Genomic DNA, 14,668 nt, shown 5'->3' with positions numbered 1-14,668 from the left:
AGGTCATGAGTGCTCCGACCACCGAGCCGGGCCTTCGCGAGCGCAAGAAGGCAGCCACCCGCCAGGCCCTGCACGAGGCGGCCATGCGGCTGGCGCTGGAGCACGGTCCGGAGCGGGTCACGGTCGAGGCGATCGCGGACGAGGCGGGCGTCTCCCGGCGTACCTTCTCGAACTATTTCGCGAACAAGGAGGAAGCTCTCCTGCACGGCCACGCCGTGCGTACCCGGATGTTGCTTGATCAGGTCCGCCGGCGGCCGGCCGCGGAGCCGGCCTGGGCCGCGCTCACCGCGGCCGTCGCGGAGTTCTACGGCGAGCTCGGCGATCTCGATCCGGAGTGGGTCACGCAGAGCCGGCTGGTGCGCCGCCATCCCTCGCTGGCGGCTGCGCAAGCGCAGACCTTCGCCGCGATGGAGCGCGAGCTGGCAGCGGAGGTCGCGGTCCGCCTGGGTCAGGCCGACCCCGTCGGGGTACGAGCACAGCTGATCGCCGCGGTCTTCCTCGCCACGCTCCGGGTGTCGTTGAACGTCTGGCTCGAGCGGCCCACCGAGCGCGCCTACCGTGACCTGGTCCGTGACGCCCTGGCCGAGTCCGGCCGCGGCTTCGCCTGACCCCCTCGACCGTGGGGATCCCGGGTGCGCATCCGCACGATGACGATGGTGAAAGCGCGGCCCCGGGCGGGGGTGTCCCGAAGCCGCGCTTCGCCGGACGCTGTTCTACCCACTGACGCTCGCTGATATGCGCGGCGGTCTCAGCGGGTGGCCAGACCACCCAGGATCAGGACGAGCTGCCGGCGCCACGCGTGCGGGTCGGCCGAGTGCTGAGCCACCCCGGCGTTCGCCATCATCAGCAGCGCGAGGTCGTGCCGGGTGAAGTCGGAGCGGAGCCGGCCGGCCCGCTGGGCCCGGATGAGCACGTCCACGGCCCGCCGCTGGGCGGTGTCGCGCAGCGCGGCGAGCCGCTCGTCGTCGTCGAAAGCGGTCGTCACCAGCAGTTCGGCGAGGCCGCGGTCGGTGGCCTGCAACTCGCAGACCCGGGTGAGATAACCGACGAACGCGGCCCAGGGGTCCGGATGCTCCAGGGCCTGTTCGGCGAGGCGTACGGCAGAGGTCATGTGGCTGGCGAAGACCTCGGCGATCAGATGCCGCCGACTGGGGAACCGCCGGTAGAGGGTGGCGTTGCCGACCCCGGCCCGGCGGGCGATCTCGTCCAGCGACGCGTCCAGCCCCTGCTCCGCGAAGACTTCGCGGGCGGCGTCGAGCAGTGCGGCGCGGTTTCGCCGGGCATCCGCGCGTAGCCGGGTGGCCATGCGCCACAGGATACGACTTTCTGGCGGAGATCCAATATGCCGATGTTACGGTCGCCCCGATCATGTCCCAGGGCACAGGAGGTGCGGGAATGCAGCGGATCGAGATCGACGTCCCGGCGGCTGACGGCGTCGCGGACGCGTACTTCGTCAAGCCGGACGGGCCGGGCCCGTACCCTGGCCTGCTGATGTTCATGGATGTCTTCGGCCTGCGGCCGCGGCTGCGGGAGATGGCCGACCGGGTGGCCGCGCGGGGTTACGCCGTCCTGGCGCCCAACCTCTTCTACCGGGGAGCGCGCAGCCCGCTGGTCGAGCCCGCCGAGTTGCGGGACGGCGAGCGGCGGACGGCGGCGTACCAGAGGCTGGCGCCGATGATGCCGGCGCTGGCCGCCGGGGTCGCCGCGGACACCGCTGCCTACCTGGACTTCCTGACCGCGCAGGAGGGTGTCGCGCCGGGCCCGGCCGGGCTGTTCGGTTACTGCATGGGCGGCCGCAACGCGCTGATCGCGGCGACCGCGCACCCGGAGCGGATCGCCCTGCTGGCCAGCTTCCACGCCGGCGGGGTGGTCACCGACGCGCCGGACAGCCCGCACCTGGGCATCGGCGCGCTCACCGGCGAGGTCTACTTCGGACACGCGGACAACGACGGCTCGATGACACCGGATCAGATCAAGGTCCTGGAGTCGGCCCTCGACGCGGCCGGTGTCACCTACACCTCGGAGCTGTACGAGGGCGCACCGCACGGGTTCACCATGTCGGACACCGCGATGTACCACCCGGGCGGCGAGCAGCGGCACTGGGAAGCCCTCTTCGCCCTGCTGGACCGGGCCCTGCCGGCGCCGGTCAGCTGATGCAGAACTCGTTGCCCTCCGGGTCGGCCATCGTCAGCCAGGTCTGCGGCCCCTGGTTGCCCGACCAGAGATAGGTGGCGCCCCGGGCGACCAGCCGGTCGCGGACCGCGGCCTGGTCCTCGCCGCCGAGCCGCAGGTCCAGGTGCAGCCGGTTCTTCACGGTCTTCGCCTCGGGCACGTACTGGAACAGCACGCGCGGCGCGCCGGGCAGATCATCCGGATGACGGATGGCCTGCCCGGCGCGCCACACCAGGGCACCGTTGTGCCGCAGGGTGTCGTCGTCGGACGCGAAGCCCTTGGCGATCATCTCCTTGATGAAGCCCTCGTCCTGCGGCTCCAGCCGCCAGCCCAGGGTCTCCGCCCACCAGTCGGCGAGCTTGTGCGGTTCGGGGGAATCGACAGCGATCTGAAACTCGTAGGCCATGCCCGCACGCTACCGAGGATTGCGGACAGAAATCGGCCTAGTTCGCGTAGAGGCCGGGGAAGTAGCGGTCGATCGCGGTCACGTCGTACACGTGCCGTACCTCGGTGATCTTCTGGTCCTCGACCGCGAGGAACTCGACCAGGCGGGCCGTGCCGAACGGCGCGGCCAGGTCGTAGATCAGCGCGGCGCCGTCGACCGCATCGGTACGCGCGACCACGCTGACCCCGTCGGCGAAAGCGGCGACCCGGTGCAGCACCTGCAGCAGCTCCTCGTCGTCGACCGGAGCGTCGAGGTTCCACTCCGTCTCGACGTCCGGGGTAAGCAGCTGCCGGGCCGCGGTCAGGTCGTCCGCGGTCCACGACCGGACCCAGAAATCAACTACGTCCATGGTGGTCAGCCGTTCAACATCGAGTCGGCGCTGACGAACGTGTAGCCGGCCTTCTTGATCCCGGTGACCAGGTCCTTCAGGTGGTCGGTGCCGAGGTACGGGTGGTAGAAGCAGCTCGCCACACCGTCGCGGACCACCAGGTTGCGCTCGGCCGAGGCGACCAGGTCGGCGGGAAGCCGGACCGGGTGGTTGTTGAACGCCTCCGGCTCGACGTTGCCGATGTTCTCCGGGACCACCACCGAGCCGTAGACGTCGCGGACGGTGTAGGGGAAGAACTGCCCGAACTGGCGGGCGTAGTCGTACTTCGCGCCGGTCAGCACGCCCGGGAAGTAGAGGCCGCGGTCGTAACGCTTGCCGAACAGGGCGTGCGCCGCCTGGTAGTCCGCCGGGCTGGCCGCGTAGTGCGGGAACTCGAAGATCTTCGGGGCGCCCAGGCCGGTGGCGAGGAAGACCGCGCCGGAGGCGACCATCCGGCCGGTGGCCCAGGCGACCGAGTCGCCGGCCACCGGACCGTCGTAGATCACGTAGTCCTTCTCGTTGACGTGCGCGGAGTAGAACTCGAAGTCGTTGGCGCTCTTGCCGTCGTACGGGTTCGCCACCGAGCCGTACTGGTGGGTGTACCCGTGCATGATCAGCGTGCCGCCCCGGGACTTCATGTACTTCAGCGCGGCCACCACCTCGGGCCGCTTGGCCAGGGTGTAGTCCTCGCCGTTCTGCGGGTCCCGGAACCGGGGGTAGACGGCGACGCTGAACGGCACCTTCTGGGAGTACAGGTAGTCGGCGACCGCGCGCAGGTCGGCCGGGTCGGCGTCCGGGCCGACGTCCTCGAGCCGGATCAGGGCACGGTGCCGCTCGCCGGCCGTGCTGCCCAGCGCGTCGAAGAGCAGGTCGGCGAAGACCAGGTAGCGGTCGTCGTGGCCGACGTACGAGAACGGGATCTCACCGATGTAGGTGAGGTTGCCCGACTTGACCGCCCACGGGAACGTGGTGCCGTCCGCCCGGACCGCGGTGGCCAGCGTGCTGACCTTGGCGGTGTCGCTGATCGGCAGGTTCATGATGCCGGCCTTGTTGTCGGCGCTGCGGGCCAGTGTGCGGCCCTTGTACCCGACCTCGGCGACCTCGGCCAGGTCGAAGGTGCCGCTGGCGAACCCGTACTTCGCGGCGAAGCCGTCGCGGGCCGCGAGCTGCCAGATGTTGTTGTAGACCCAGGTCACCGACTTCGTGGTGGCCATCACGTCGGTCAGGAACGCGGCCGGCAGCGGCTCGTCGTAGGTGGAACCGAGGTAGATCACCGCGGTGTAGGCGTTCAGGTCGCCGGCCCGGTAGGTGGCGACCGGCGCGGCCGTCCAGGAGCCGAAGTGCGAGGCCAGGTTGGCGGTCTGGGCGGCGTAGACCTCGCCGAGCCAGCCGTACTCGCTGGTGGTGTCGTACAGAACGAGGGTCTTGGCGGTGCCGCCGCCGGGGGCGGCCTTGCCGGTCTTGACCTTGGCGGCGGTGGTGCCGGCGGCGTCGGCCTCGACGGTGGTCAGGCCCACGGCCGCCACCGCGGCGGCCGACACGCCGGCGGCGAGCACGGTACGGCGGGAAAGCTTCGCGGTACGCATCAGGCAACGGCTCCAGACGTGAGGGCGGAATTCTGCGGGACGGGCATGGCGTCGGGGAACGGGGCGAGGCCGAGCAGCGCCGCGGTGGCCTGTGCGGTCCGGTGGGCGGCGAGACCGTCGCCGTACGGGTTGCCGCCCGCGGTCATCGCGTCCCGGCGGACCCGGCTGTCGAGCAGGGCGGACGCCTCCTTGACGATCGTCGCGGTGTCCGAGCCGACCAGCTTCGCGCAGCCGGCGTGCAGCGACTCGACCCGCTCGGTGACGTCGCGCAGCACCAGGGCGGGCACCCCGAAGCTCGGCGCCTCCTCCTGGATGCCGCCCGAGTCGGTGAGCACCAGGTAGGCCTCGGAGAGCAGCCGGGACAGGTCCGGGTAGGGCAGCGGGTCGGTGACGGTCACCCGCTCGACCCCGGCGAGGGCCATCTCCACCTGCGTGCGGACCGCCGGGTTGGGGTGAGTCGGCAGCACCACTTCGATGTCCGGGTAACGCGCGATCAGCTCCTTGACCGCGGTGAGGATCCGGTCGAGCGGCTCACCCCACGACTCGCGCCGGTGAGCGGTCACGAGAACGAGCCGGCCGGCCTCACCCCGATCGGCCAGCAGCGGGTTCTCGAACGGCAGCTTCCGGCCGGCCACCGCCAACGTGGCGTCCACCACGGTGTTCCCGGTGATCAGCACGTCGGCCGCGTTGATCTTCTCGTCCAGCAGGTTCATCGCGGCCAGCGGCGTCGGCGCCAGGTGCAGCGACGCGACCTGGGCCACCAGGCGGCGGTTGCCCTCCTCCGGGAACGGCGACTCCAGGTCGCCGGAGCGCAGGCCGGCCTCCAGGTGTACGACGGGGATGCGGCGCCAGAACGCGGCCAGCGCACCGGCCAGGCTGGTGGTGGTGTCGCCCTGCACGATCACGGCGGCCGGGGTGCGTACCGACCAGAGCTCGTCCAGCTCGCGGACCATCGCGGTGAGCAGTTCGGCCTGGCTGCCGGTGCTGCGCTCGACCTGGAGGGTGATGTCCGGCTCCAGGCCGAAAGCGGCGAGCGCCTGGGTGACCATCGTCGGGTGCTGGCCGCTGGCCAGCAGGATCGGCCGGAGCAGTCCGGCCTCACGCATGGCGAGGGCGACCGGGGCGAGCTTGACGGCCTCCGGGCGGGTGCCGCCGATCAGGTGAACTTCGCGAAGCGACATGGGGGAGCCTTCTCTTCGGGGGGAGGGGGTTCGCAGAGGGGTCAGGCGGCGACGGGCACGAGCGGCTCTTCGGCGAGCCGTTCGGTCTTGGCCCAGGACTGGCGGCCGCTGGCCTGCCGGCCCAGCGCCCGATAGGTGGCGGCGAGACCGAGGATCAAGAACGCGGGGTACGCGAGAGCGGCGATCAGCATCCGGGGCATGCCCTCGTCGCCCCTCTTGTGCCTGTGCACCAGGGCCCAGAGCAGCCCGGGGAACGTGGTGACCGTGATCCACACGGCGCCGCTCTCGGCGAGGGCGGCCCAGGTGGGCAGGAACGGCACCGGGTGGCCGATCAGCAGGCCGGTCGCCCCGGTCACGGCCATCGCGACGAGCAGCACCGTGACCATCGCGTTCGCCCACGGGGAGAGCAGGTAGTGCAGCATCTCGACCAGGGCGGTGCGGGCGATCCGCGGTGAGGAGAAGAGCCGGCCCAGGTAACGGGCGCACTGCATGTTGCCCTGCGCCCAGCGGGTCCGCTGCCGGGTGAGCCGGCGTACGTCGACCACCGCCTGCTGGGTGACCGAGCTGCGGGAGGTGTAGCGGATGGACACCCCGCTGAGGTGCATCCGCAGGCCCAGCTCCAGGTCCTCGACCAGGCAGCTGGACCACGGCGCGGAGCCGAGCGCCAGCAGCGTGGAGAGGCGGCTGAACTGGCCGTTGCCGCCCAGCCCGACGGTGTCCAGGACGTCGCGCATGTTCTGGCAGGCGTCGACGATCGCGCCGAACTCCAGGTCCTGCACCGCGCCGAGGAGCTTGTTGCGGTTGCGGATGCGGACCTGCACCTGGACCGCGCCGACCCGGGTGTCGCGCATCAGCCGGGAGACCTCGACCAGGATGTTCTCGCTGCCCTGGCCGTCGCCGTCGATGATGCCGAGCACCACCCGCTCCGGGCTGACGCCGGCCTCGGCGGTGCGCTCGGCGATGTAGCGGTACGCGGCGTTCAGCGCCTCGCCCTTGCCCTGCCGGGCCTCGGGGAGTTCCCGGCGCATCACGTGCAGGCGGGGGTGGTCGATGGCGGCGAGCACCTCGGGGGTGCGGTCGTCGGAGCCGTCGTCGACGACGAGGACCCGGGCCAGGGTGCCGGCCGGTCCGCGCAGGCTCAGGGCCGCGGTGACCGTGTTGGCGACGACGGCCTCCTCGTTCAGGGCCGGAACGATGATCCAGAAGTGCTCGGGGCGGGCGTCGCCGCCGGCCACCGCCCGGTTGACGACCGAGGCGCGGTGCGTGCCGACGTAGCGGACCGCGAACCACACCAGGATCACCGTGGAGATCGGCCAGGCCAGCAGGATCGCGTAGCCGGCGACCGCGACGAGCCAGCTTTCGGATGCAGTCACCGGTATCCCTCCCCTGCCCTGATCACTGTTCGTGATATCCGTTGAGCGCGGTGGGCCGCGCTCTTGGACGTAATAGGACATTAAGGAACTACCGAGGGTGACTCAAGGGGTGCGAGCGGAATGGGGGCGGAGATCGGCCAAAAGGTCTAACCCAGACATCTCAGACGTCGCTGAGCTGGCGAAACCGGGCAGGATTTGCCCGATTCGAGGGGGTTTCATGGTGTGCTTGGGTGACTGCGGAGGGTGATATCCGGGATGTGCGATGGGCGGAGCCAACCGTGCACTCTGCGTAGTCGAGTGACCGCGAAGAAAGGCCGCTCGCGTCAGCGGGCGGCCTTCCGGGCGGGGCTGATCAAGCAGGTGGGTTGTCGAGCAGGGTGGGATCGTCACGCAGCATCGCGGCCAGCCGGCGGGCCGCCATCTCGGTCTCCTCCGGGCGCTCGACCTGCAGCGGGATCGGCTGCGCCAGCGGCTCCGGAAAACCGGACTGCGGCTCGGCGTGCTGCGCGACGAAGGGCGGCGCGGCCGGTTCGGGATGCTGTGCGGCGAAGAGCGGCGCGGGCGCGGCCGGTTCGGGATGCTGCGCGACGAAGGACGGCGCGGATGTGGCCGGTTCGGGATGCTGCGCGACGAAGGGCGGCGCGGGTGCGGCCGGTTCGGCGCGCTGGGCTGGGAAAGACGGCGCGGCGGGCTCCGGCGGCGCCTGATGGCGGGGCGGCTCGGCGTAGGGCGGTGCGACCGGGGATGGCGACACCGGCGCGTACGGATGCTGCTGCTGCGCGGACGCGTACGGATGCGGGGTGTGGGGTGGCACCGCAGGTGGCGGCGGAGCCGCGAAGGGATGCGGGGCGTGCCGCGCCGCATCGGCGCCGGGCCGCTCCTCGGTCGCGCCCGGCTGGTTGTACGCCGCAGCCGGGGAGACGAAGGGGCGCTCGGCGGTGGGCGGTTCCGAGAACTCGAAGTCGGTGGGGCCGAACCGGTCCTGATCGTCGTGGCTGCCGCGCGGCGGAGCGGCCGGCTCCTCCTCCTCGACCTCGATCTCGAAGTCGGCGTGCCGCGGCGGCGCCTCGGCGGCGCGGGCCGCGACCGTGTGGTCGGCACTCACCTGCACCACGCCGTCGGCGAAGGCGAAGTGCAGCAACGTCGGATCGCCGGCGCCCTCGACACCGACCGTGACGTTCAGGTTCGGATGGCGGGAGACCACGCCGGCGATCGCCTCGACCAGCTCGGTCACCGCCGGCGGGGTGCCGGGGGACTCTCCGGCGGCGCGGCGCCTCAGCTCATCCCGCCTGGCGAGCTTGTCGAGCGCGTCGTCCAATCCGCCTCGCACGTCACCGTCCTCTTTCTCACGCGGTCGCCCGGTACTCCCACTCTGCCCTCAGCGGGGCAGGTTTGGAAACTCCGACCGGGCGACCAGCACGACACCCTACGACGACTTCATCCGGATCGCCTTGTCGAGTGCCTGGTCCAGCACCACCAGCAACGCGTCCCGCACGGATCCCCGGAACCGGGCGTCGAAGGAGATGACCGGAACATCCTCACGAACGGCGAGCGCCCACCGCACCTCGTCGATGCTGTAGCTCATCTGGCCGTTGAAGGTGTTGATGCCGACCACGAACGGCAGGCCGGCCCGCTCGAAGTAGTCGACCGCCGGGTAGCAGTCGTCGATCCGGTTGGTGTCCACCACGACCAGCGCGCCCAGGGCGCCCTTGACCAGGTCGTCCCACATGAACGCGAACCGGGTCTGGCCCGGCGTGCCGAAGATGTAGAGCTTCAGCGTCTGGTCGATGGTGAGGACACCGAAGTCCATCGCGACGGTGGTGCCGGTCTTCATGGTCGCCTGACCGGGGTTGTCGATGCCCACGGACTCCGAGGTCATCTCGGCCTCGGTGGTGAGCGGCGAGATCTCGGAGATGGCGCCGACCGTGGTGGTCTTACCGACGCCGAATCCGCCGGCCACGATGATCTTTACCGGGACCGGCGCCTTCTTGGGGGCACTGCCCGATACCCGCGCCGTGCCGACGACGCGGTTAGCTGATGGATCGAAGTCCACGGATCACTCGCATGATGGTCTCGGGGTCAGGTGTGTCGTTGTCCAGCACGTGGACGTCCAGTTGGCCGGCGGCCCGAAGGTCACCGACGAGGATTCGGCAGACGCCCAGATGGAGGCGCAACCGAGCGGAGATCTCAGCCACCGAGATCGGGCTCTCCTCGCAGAGAGACACGATCGCCCTGGTTTCCGGAGACAACCGCGACGGCGGGGCGCCAGGCACCACCGTCACCTGAGTTTCCATACCGATGTCGGGGTCTCCTCCATCGGTTCGCCCGTGCGTGATGACGAACGGGCGCAGACTGTTGGTCGACTGCTCGACCGGCGGGTGCTCCCCGGTGGGGGTGTAGCCGCCGGTCGAGTGCTGCGGACCGGATTGCAGGAAGGGCCGGACTCCGGGTCGCGCCGGAGGCACCGGTTCGTCGGGGTCCGGGTAGGTCATTGCTGGACGGCGTTCTTCAGCTCGGCGATCAGGCGCGGGCTCAGGGCGCCGCCGGCCCGGGTGGCGAAGAGCGTCATCTCGTAGGCCAGCGTGCCCAGGTTGGCGCTGCGGTCGGCGATCACGCCGAGCACCGAGCCGGCGCTGATCGCGGTGACCAGCAGGTACCCGTCAGCCATGTCGATGATGACCCGGTTCAGGGCGCCCAGCCGGTACCAGCTGGCGGCGCCGCCGGCGAGGCTGGTCAGGCCGGACACGACCGCCGCGAGGCGCTCGGCGTTCGGCCGGTCCTTGATCGCCGACATGGCCATCAGCAGACCGTCGGAGGACACCGCAATGGCTTCGATCACGCCCGCTGTACCGGAGGTGAACGAGTCCAGCAGCCAGTTGAAGGTCTTGGCTTCGGCGCTGAGCTGACTTTGCGCGGTGGGGTAGGGGGAAGTCATCGCGGTTGTCCCTCGTGTTGTGGCTGACTTTCATTCAGCGCGAGTGCTACTCCGTACTCGAACTGATCCATCAGAGCTCGCGCGGCTTCCGGGTCCAGCTGGGCCGGGGCCGGCGGTGGTGTCGGGCGGTGCGGTTCGTCGCGCGGGAGGGTCGCTCCGGGTACGCGACGGGTCAGCGGGGAGCCGCCGGAGGACGCCGGCGGAGCGGGCGGGGCCGCTGCCGGTGCCGGAGCCGGGGTGCTCCACTGCGGGGTGTTCCATTCGGCCTGGGCCGGAGCCGGCACGTTCCACTCGGCCTGAGCGGGAGCCGGAGCCTGGGCCGGAGCCGGAGCCGGCGTGTTCCACTCCGGGTTCACGACCGGGGCCGGCATGGACACGCTGGTGTCCGAGACGGCCCGGCTGACACCGGCCTCGAAGGCGTCGAACGCGGCCCGGGCGGCCAGCGCGTCGTCCTGCGACGGCGCGGCGGCGTGCTGCTGCCGGGCGGTCTCGGCCGGCAGCTGGCTGCCGGGCACCCGGCGGCGCAGCGGAGCGGCGCTGCCACTGCGCTGCTGCGGGATCTGCGCCTCCGGCGGGGTGGCTGACGCCATCGGGGCCTCCACGGCGGGAGCCGGCGCGTCCCAGGACGCCTGGGCCGGCTCGTTGTTCCAGGCCGCTTGAACCGGCTCGTTGTTCCAGGCCGCCGGGGCGGGCTCGCTGTTCCAGGCCGCCGGGGCAGGCTCACCGTTCCAGGAAGGCTGGGCCGGCTCGTTGCTCCAGGAAGGCTGGGCGGGCTCGTTGCTCCAGGACGCCTGCACGGGCTCGCTGTTCCAGGCGGAGCCGGCCGACGGGGCGGACGGCAGTTCCGGCAGCGCGGCCGGGACCCGGCCGGCGACCGGGGTGCCCATGTCGTAGGCGATCGCCGGCTCCTGCGGGTAGATCGGCGCGGCCGGCTCCTGGTACGCCCGTCCCGGCGAGTAGACCGGCTCGGCGTCGTAGACCGGCTGGTCCGCGTACGGGTCGGCAACCGGCTCCGGTGCGGTCGGCGCCGAGCCCCCGAACGCGTTCCAGGAGTGGCTCGACTCCAGCGTCTGGGTGGCCCGGCTCAGCATGTTCGGGTCGAACGGCTGCTGGCTGCCCGGCACCGAACGGACCCCGGCACTGGCGATCGCGACCTCGGAGGTGTTGCCGCGCAGCGCACCGGAGTACGCCGGCGCGACCGGCTCCGGGGCCTGGATCTGCGGCGGGGCCACCGGCGCCGGAACGGCCGGCGGGAAGCCCGGGGCGGGCGCCGCCGCCAGGTTCTCCACCCGCGCGATGAGGTGCGACGGGTTGAGGTCGATCCAGGCGGTCAGACCACCGTCGGGGGTGTCGGTCAGGGTCACCTCGATGCCGTGCCGGCGGGCGAGCCGGCCGACCACGAAGAGACCGAGCACCTCGGTGGGGGCCAGGTCCAGACGCTCACGGCGGGTCAGACGGGCGTTCTCCTCGGCCAGACGCTCGGGTGCGAGACCCAGGCCGTGGTCGATGATCGCCAGACGGGCGCCGCCGCGCAGCTCGTCCGCGGAGACCGTGACGGTGGTGTGCGGCGGGGAGAACGACGTGGCGTTCTCCAGCAGCTCGGCGAGGAGCAGCGTCAGGTCGGCCAGGATGGCCGGCACCACGACGATGTCCTCCGGCACGTCGACCTCGACACGGGTGTAGTCCTCGATCTCACCGAGGGCGAGACGGACGACGTCGGAGAGCGGCAGCGGCGCCATGTGCTCGTTCGCACCGGCCCCACCGGAGAGCACGACCAGCGCGGACGCGTTCCGGCGCAGACGGCTGGACATGTGGTCCAGACGGTAGAGCTCGCGCAGGCGGTCGCTGTCGGTCTCCCGGCGCTCCAGGGAGTCGATCAGGGAGAGCTGACGGCCGACCAGGTTCTGCGTACGCCGGCCGACGTGGCCGAACATCTGCGCGACGTTACGGCGGCCGAGCACCTGCCGTTCCACCAGCCGGGCGGCGGTGGTCTGCACGCGGTCGAACGCGCGGGCCAGGTCACCGATCTCGTCCTGGGCCTCGACGTCGACCGGGTCCAGCCGGATCGGGCGGACCGCGGCCTCCTGCTCGTCGTCGGCCACGCGCTCCAGCTCGGCCTCGGCGGCCCGGGCGATCCGGTCGGCCGAGACGGTCAGACGGCGCAGCGGCCGGGCGACCGCGCGGGCCATGAGGATGCTCAGCGTGATAACCAGGATGAGCAGCAGGAACGCGCCACCACCGATGAGGAACGCCTGACGCAGCGCGCTCTCCCGGTTGTTGTTGACCGTGATGTCCACGTCCTTGGCCACGCGCTTCTCGACGAAGCTACCGAGGATCGTCACCGACTCCAGCGACGGGAACAGCGTCTTGATCTGCAGGTTCCGCAGCGCCAGGGTCGGGTTCTTGGCCACCGTGGTCTGGAACTCCGGGCCCACGCGGAAGACGAACGCGTCCTGGGTGTTGATGTAGAGCCGGTACTGCGCGTCGGTGAAGTAGACCTCCGACGTCGTAATGATCGACTGAATCTGGCTGAACGTCGCGTTGAAGGCGCCGAGCAGCGCGGCCGCGGCCGGCGGGTTCTTCTGGGCGACCACCGCGGCAGCCAGGTAACAGGTCGCCTGGCTGATCAGGTCGTCGGAACGCATGGCGCGGTCGAGCGCGTAGACCTGGCGGCCGACACCGGTGGTCAGGTCGGCGCTGGTGGACAGGCCGAGACCGTCGATCAACGGGGTGATCGCGGTGGTGAAGTCGTTGACGATCGCGGTCGGGTCGGTGACCGCCCGGTTCAGCACGTTCTGCCGGGTGTTGTTGAGGGTGGCCGCCCGGGAGATGGCCCGGCTCAGCTCCTCGGGAACGTCCACGTCCATGTCGGCCAGCTCGGCGACCGCGCTGGCGGCCTCGGCGCTCTGCACCACCAGGGCAGGCCGTTCCACCAGGCCGAGGAGGAAGCCGACCGAGAGCAGCCGCTCCTCCTGGAGCTCGATCAGGGCCGAGCTCACCTCGGTGGCCATCCGGACGGTGTCGGAGGTCTCCTGGGCGACGCGGGCCGCGTCGATGCGCTCGAAGATGACCGGCACGCTCAGGCCCACGACCCCGAGCAGTGGCACGAGCACCAACAGGGCCAGCTTGCCCAGGATGCGGAACTTACCGAAGAGCACCGGAACGCTCCTGCCGCGCGCTGCCGCCGTAGTTGGGGACGTCGCCGTAGTTCGGAACCGGGTCGTACGGGCTGCCGCCGTAACCGCCGGCCGGGCTGCTGGGGCCGCTGTCGCCCTGGACCGAGACCTCGCGGCTGCTGTCGCCGCTGTCGGCCGCCGGCTCGCGGGACTGACGGCCGCGGGTACGGGTCCAGAACGTGGCGACCGCGATCAGGGCGACCGCGACACCGAGCAGGATCCAGGCCTCGATCTGGCGGTAGTTCAGCGAGTCGGTCCGCTCCTCGAGCAGGCTGTTCATCTCCTGCAGAACGACACCGGACAGCGCGGTCAGCGCGGTGGTCAGCGTGCTCTGCGCGGTCACCATGGCCGAGACGTTCGGCGGGCCGCCGAAGTTGGCGCCACGGTTGGCGGCCTCGATACCCCGCCGGAACCGGTCCAGGTTGTTCACCAGGTTGCCGCTCAGGGTGGCGCTGGTCGTGACGTTCGCGGCTTCCTGCAGGTTGTCGGTCAGCTCGGCGGCGACGTCCTGCACGGCGAGGACCTCGTAGCCGAACTCGATCTGCAGCGGCGGCTTCTGCCGGGTCTTGGCGGCGGCCACCCGGTTCGCCATGTCGCCCATCCGGCTCACGTGGGTGACGGCTTCCGGCATGTTGACCGCGACGGCCTCCTGCAGGTACCAGATGTCGCTGTCCGGGTCCCGGTTGAGCAGCGAGCTGTCCCGGACCTCCGCGTAGAGCTCCAGCGCCAGGTCGGAGACCTCGACGTGGGCTTCGTAGATGGTCGCCGAGTCGCCGGTGACGCCGGGGAGGCGACCGATCTTCTCCTTCAGGCCGGACCAGCGCTGCGTGGTGCCGAGGTCCTCACCGAGGCGCTCGTCGACGCCCTGCACACGCGCGACGGCGGCGGTCAGTGAGGCCGGCTCCGCGTGGACGTTCTGGAGGGCGGACGACTGCGACTCGGCCAGCGAGGTGACCAGGCCACCGAGGGCGCCGAGGTACTCCACGCCCTGCTTCGCGAGATTCGTCTCGTTCTTCTGTTCCGAGGTCTCATCCAGGACACGCAGGAACAGGGCTGCGGTCGGCAAAACGACGAGCACCGTGAGCACGACCGCGAGGGCGGAACGTAAACGGCTTCGCCGGCTGTTCACCGAGACTGACATTGCTTTCGTCCTCCGCCATGCACACGCGATGGGCCATTGGGGGGCTACGGAGAGTAGCCATGCGGGCGCACCGATCCGGGTCAATCTAGCCGAGAAATCCTCAGAAAACCCCTTTCCAAGGGGCAGACTTGGCTCGGCTGATCGGGGGATACGCGGCACTGCCGACTCGGCTGTACGAGTGCGCGGACGCGGGCTGCTGCGGTGAAGGCCCAGTCCACGCGGGTGTCGGAACTAAGTGACGAGCGCCGCGCAGATCGTAGCCGGACCGTAGGCGGGACGTGAATATGAGTTC

At 70.9% G+C, this 14,668-nt stretch carries 14 protein-coding genes; 2 read left to right on the top strand and 12 right to left on the bottom strand.

Annotated elements, in window-relative coordinates; translation table 11 throughout:
• Window positions 1–5 precede the first annotated feature (5 nt).
• Window positions 6–608 carry a TetR family transcriptional regulator gene (locus AB0F81_RS00155; protein WP_360188510.1) on the top strand — a complete coding sequence of 201 codons (603 nt, stop codon included), beginning with the start codon at window positions 6–8 and terminating at the stop codon, window positions 606–608.
• 140 nt (window positions 609–748) lie between these two features.
• Here the strand turns inward: AB0F81_RS00155 and AB0F81_RS00150 are convergent, their stop codons facing one another.
• Entirely contained in the window at window positions 749–1,306 is a 558-nt protein-coding gene (locus AB0F81_RS00150) for a helix-turn-helix domain-containing protein (protein WP_360188507.1), read from the bottom strand.
• Between the two features lie 89 nt (window positions 1,307–1,395).
• Here AB0F81_RS00150 and AB0F81_RS00145 point away from each other — a divergent pair, with 89 nt between their 5' ends.
• The gene (locus tag AB0F81_RS00145) at window positions 1,396–2,154 is read left to right on the top strand and encodes a dienelactone hydrolase family protein (protein ID WP_360188504.1); all 759 of its coding nucleotides are present in this window, start codon (window positions 1,396–1,398) and stop codon (window positions 2,152–2,154) included.
• On the opposite strand, the gene AB0F81_RS00140 is transcribed toward AB0F81_RS00145, so the two are convergent.
• The 11 genes from AB0F81_RS00140 to AB0F81_RS00090 all read right to left on the bottom strand — a co-directional run bounded on the left by AB0F81_RS00140 (window position 2,147) and on the right by AB0F81_RS00090 (window position 14,313).
• Window positions 2,147–2,578 (bottom strand): VOC family protein, encoded by a 432-nt coding sequence (locus tag AB0F81_RS00140; protein WP_360188501.1) that lies wholly within the window; start codon window positions 2,576–2,578, stop codon window positions 2,147–2,149. The genes AB0F81_RS00145 and AB0F81_RS00140 overlap by 8 nt on opposite strands.
• 37 nt (window positions 2,579–2,615) lie before the next feature.
• Window positions 2,616–2,966 (bottom strand): hypothetical protein, encoded by a 351-nt coding sequence (locus AB0F81_RS00135; protein WP_360188498.1) that lies wholly within the window; start codon window positions 2,964–2,966, stop codon window positions 2,616–2,618.
• 5 nt (window positions 2,967–2,971) lie between these two features.
• Entirely contained in the window at window positions 2,972–4,570 is a 1,599-nt protein-coding gene (locus tag AB0F81_RS00130) for a polysaccharide deacetylase family protein (RefSeq protein ID WP_360188495.1), read from the bottom strand.
• On the bottom strand, window positions 4,570–5,751 hold the full coding sequence (gene wecB / locus AB0F81_RS00125; RefSeq protein WP_360188492.1) for a UDP-N-acetylglucosamine 2-epimerase (non-hydrolyzing): 1,182 nt from the start codon (window positions 5,749–5,751) through the stop codon (window positions 4,570–4,572). Before wecB ends, AB0F81_RS00130 begins: the two co-directional genes overlap by 1 nt.
• A gap of 41 nt (window positions 5,752–5,792) precedes the next feature.
• Window positions 5,793–7,124 (bottom strand): glycosyltransferase family 2 protein, encoded by a 1,332-nt coding sequence (locus tag AB0F81_RS00120; protein ID WP_360188489.1) that lies wholly within the window; start codon window positions 7,122–7,124, stop codon window positions 5,793–5,795.
• A gap of 352 nt (window positions 7,125–7,476) precedes the next feature.
• Entirely contained in the window at window positions 7,477–8,454 is a 978-nt protein-coding gene (locus AB0F81_RS00115; protein WP_360188486.1) for a hypothetical protein, read from the bottom strand.
• Window positions 8,455–8,550: 96 nt separating this feature from the next.
• On the bottom strand, window positions 8,551–9,177 hold the full coding sequence (locus AB0F81_RS00110; protein ID WP_360188483.1) for an ATP/GTP-binding protein: 627 nt from the start codon (window positions 9,175–9,177) through the stop codon (window positions 8,551–8,553).
• Window positions 9,155–9,616, bottom strand: a complete 462-nt coding sequence (locus AB0F81_RS00105) for a DUF742 domain-containing protein (RefSeq protein WP_360188480.1) — start codon at window positions 9,614–9,616, stop codon at window positions 9,155–9,157. Before AB0F81_RS00105 ends, AB0F81_RS00110 begins: the two co-directional genes overlap by 23 nt.
• Window positions 9,613–10,059: a roadblock/LC7 domain-containing protein gene (locus AB0F81_RS00100; RefSeq protein WP_014695083.1), complete on the bottom strand. Its 447-nt coding sequence runs from the start codon at window positions 10,057–10,059 to the stop codon at window positions 9,613–9,615. Before AB0F81_RS00100 ends, AB0F81_RS00105 begins: the two co-directional genes overlap by 4 nt.
• On the bottom strand, window positions 10,056–13,217 hold the full coding sequence (locus tag AB0F81_RS00095; RefSeq protein WP_360188475.1) for a nitrate- and nitrite sensing domain-containing protein: 3,162 nt from the start codon (window positions 13,215–13,217) through the stop codon (window positions 10,056–10,058). Before AB0F81_RS00095 ends, AB0F81_RS00100 begins: the two co-directional genes overlap by 4 nt.
• Window positions 13,204–14,313 carry a hypothetical protein gene (locus tag AB0F81_RS00090; RefSeq protein WP_360188472.1) on the bottom strand — a complete coding sequence of 370 codons (1,110 nt, stop codon included), beginning with the start codon at window positions 14,311–14,313 and terminating at the stop codon, window positions 13,204–13,206. The genes AB0F81_RS00095 and AB0F81_RS00090 overlap by 14 nt, the downstream gene beginning before the upstream one ends.
• Between the last annotated feature and the right edge of the window lie 355 nt (window positions 14,314–14,668).

The organism is Actinoplanes sp. NPDC024001 (assembly GCF_040638955.1).
Taxonomy (GTDB): Bacteria; Actinomycetota; Actinomycetes; order Mycobacteriales; family Micromonosporaceae; genus Actinoplanes.
The sequence above is the reverse complement of the archived record's forward strand: the minus strand, read 5'-3'. Positions and strand labels throughout refer to the sequence as shown.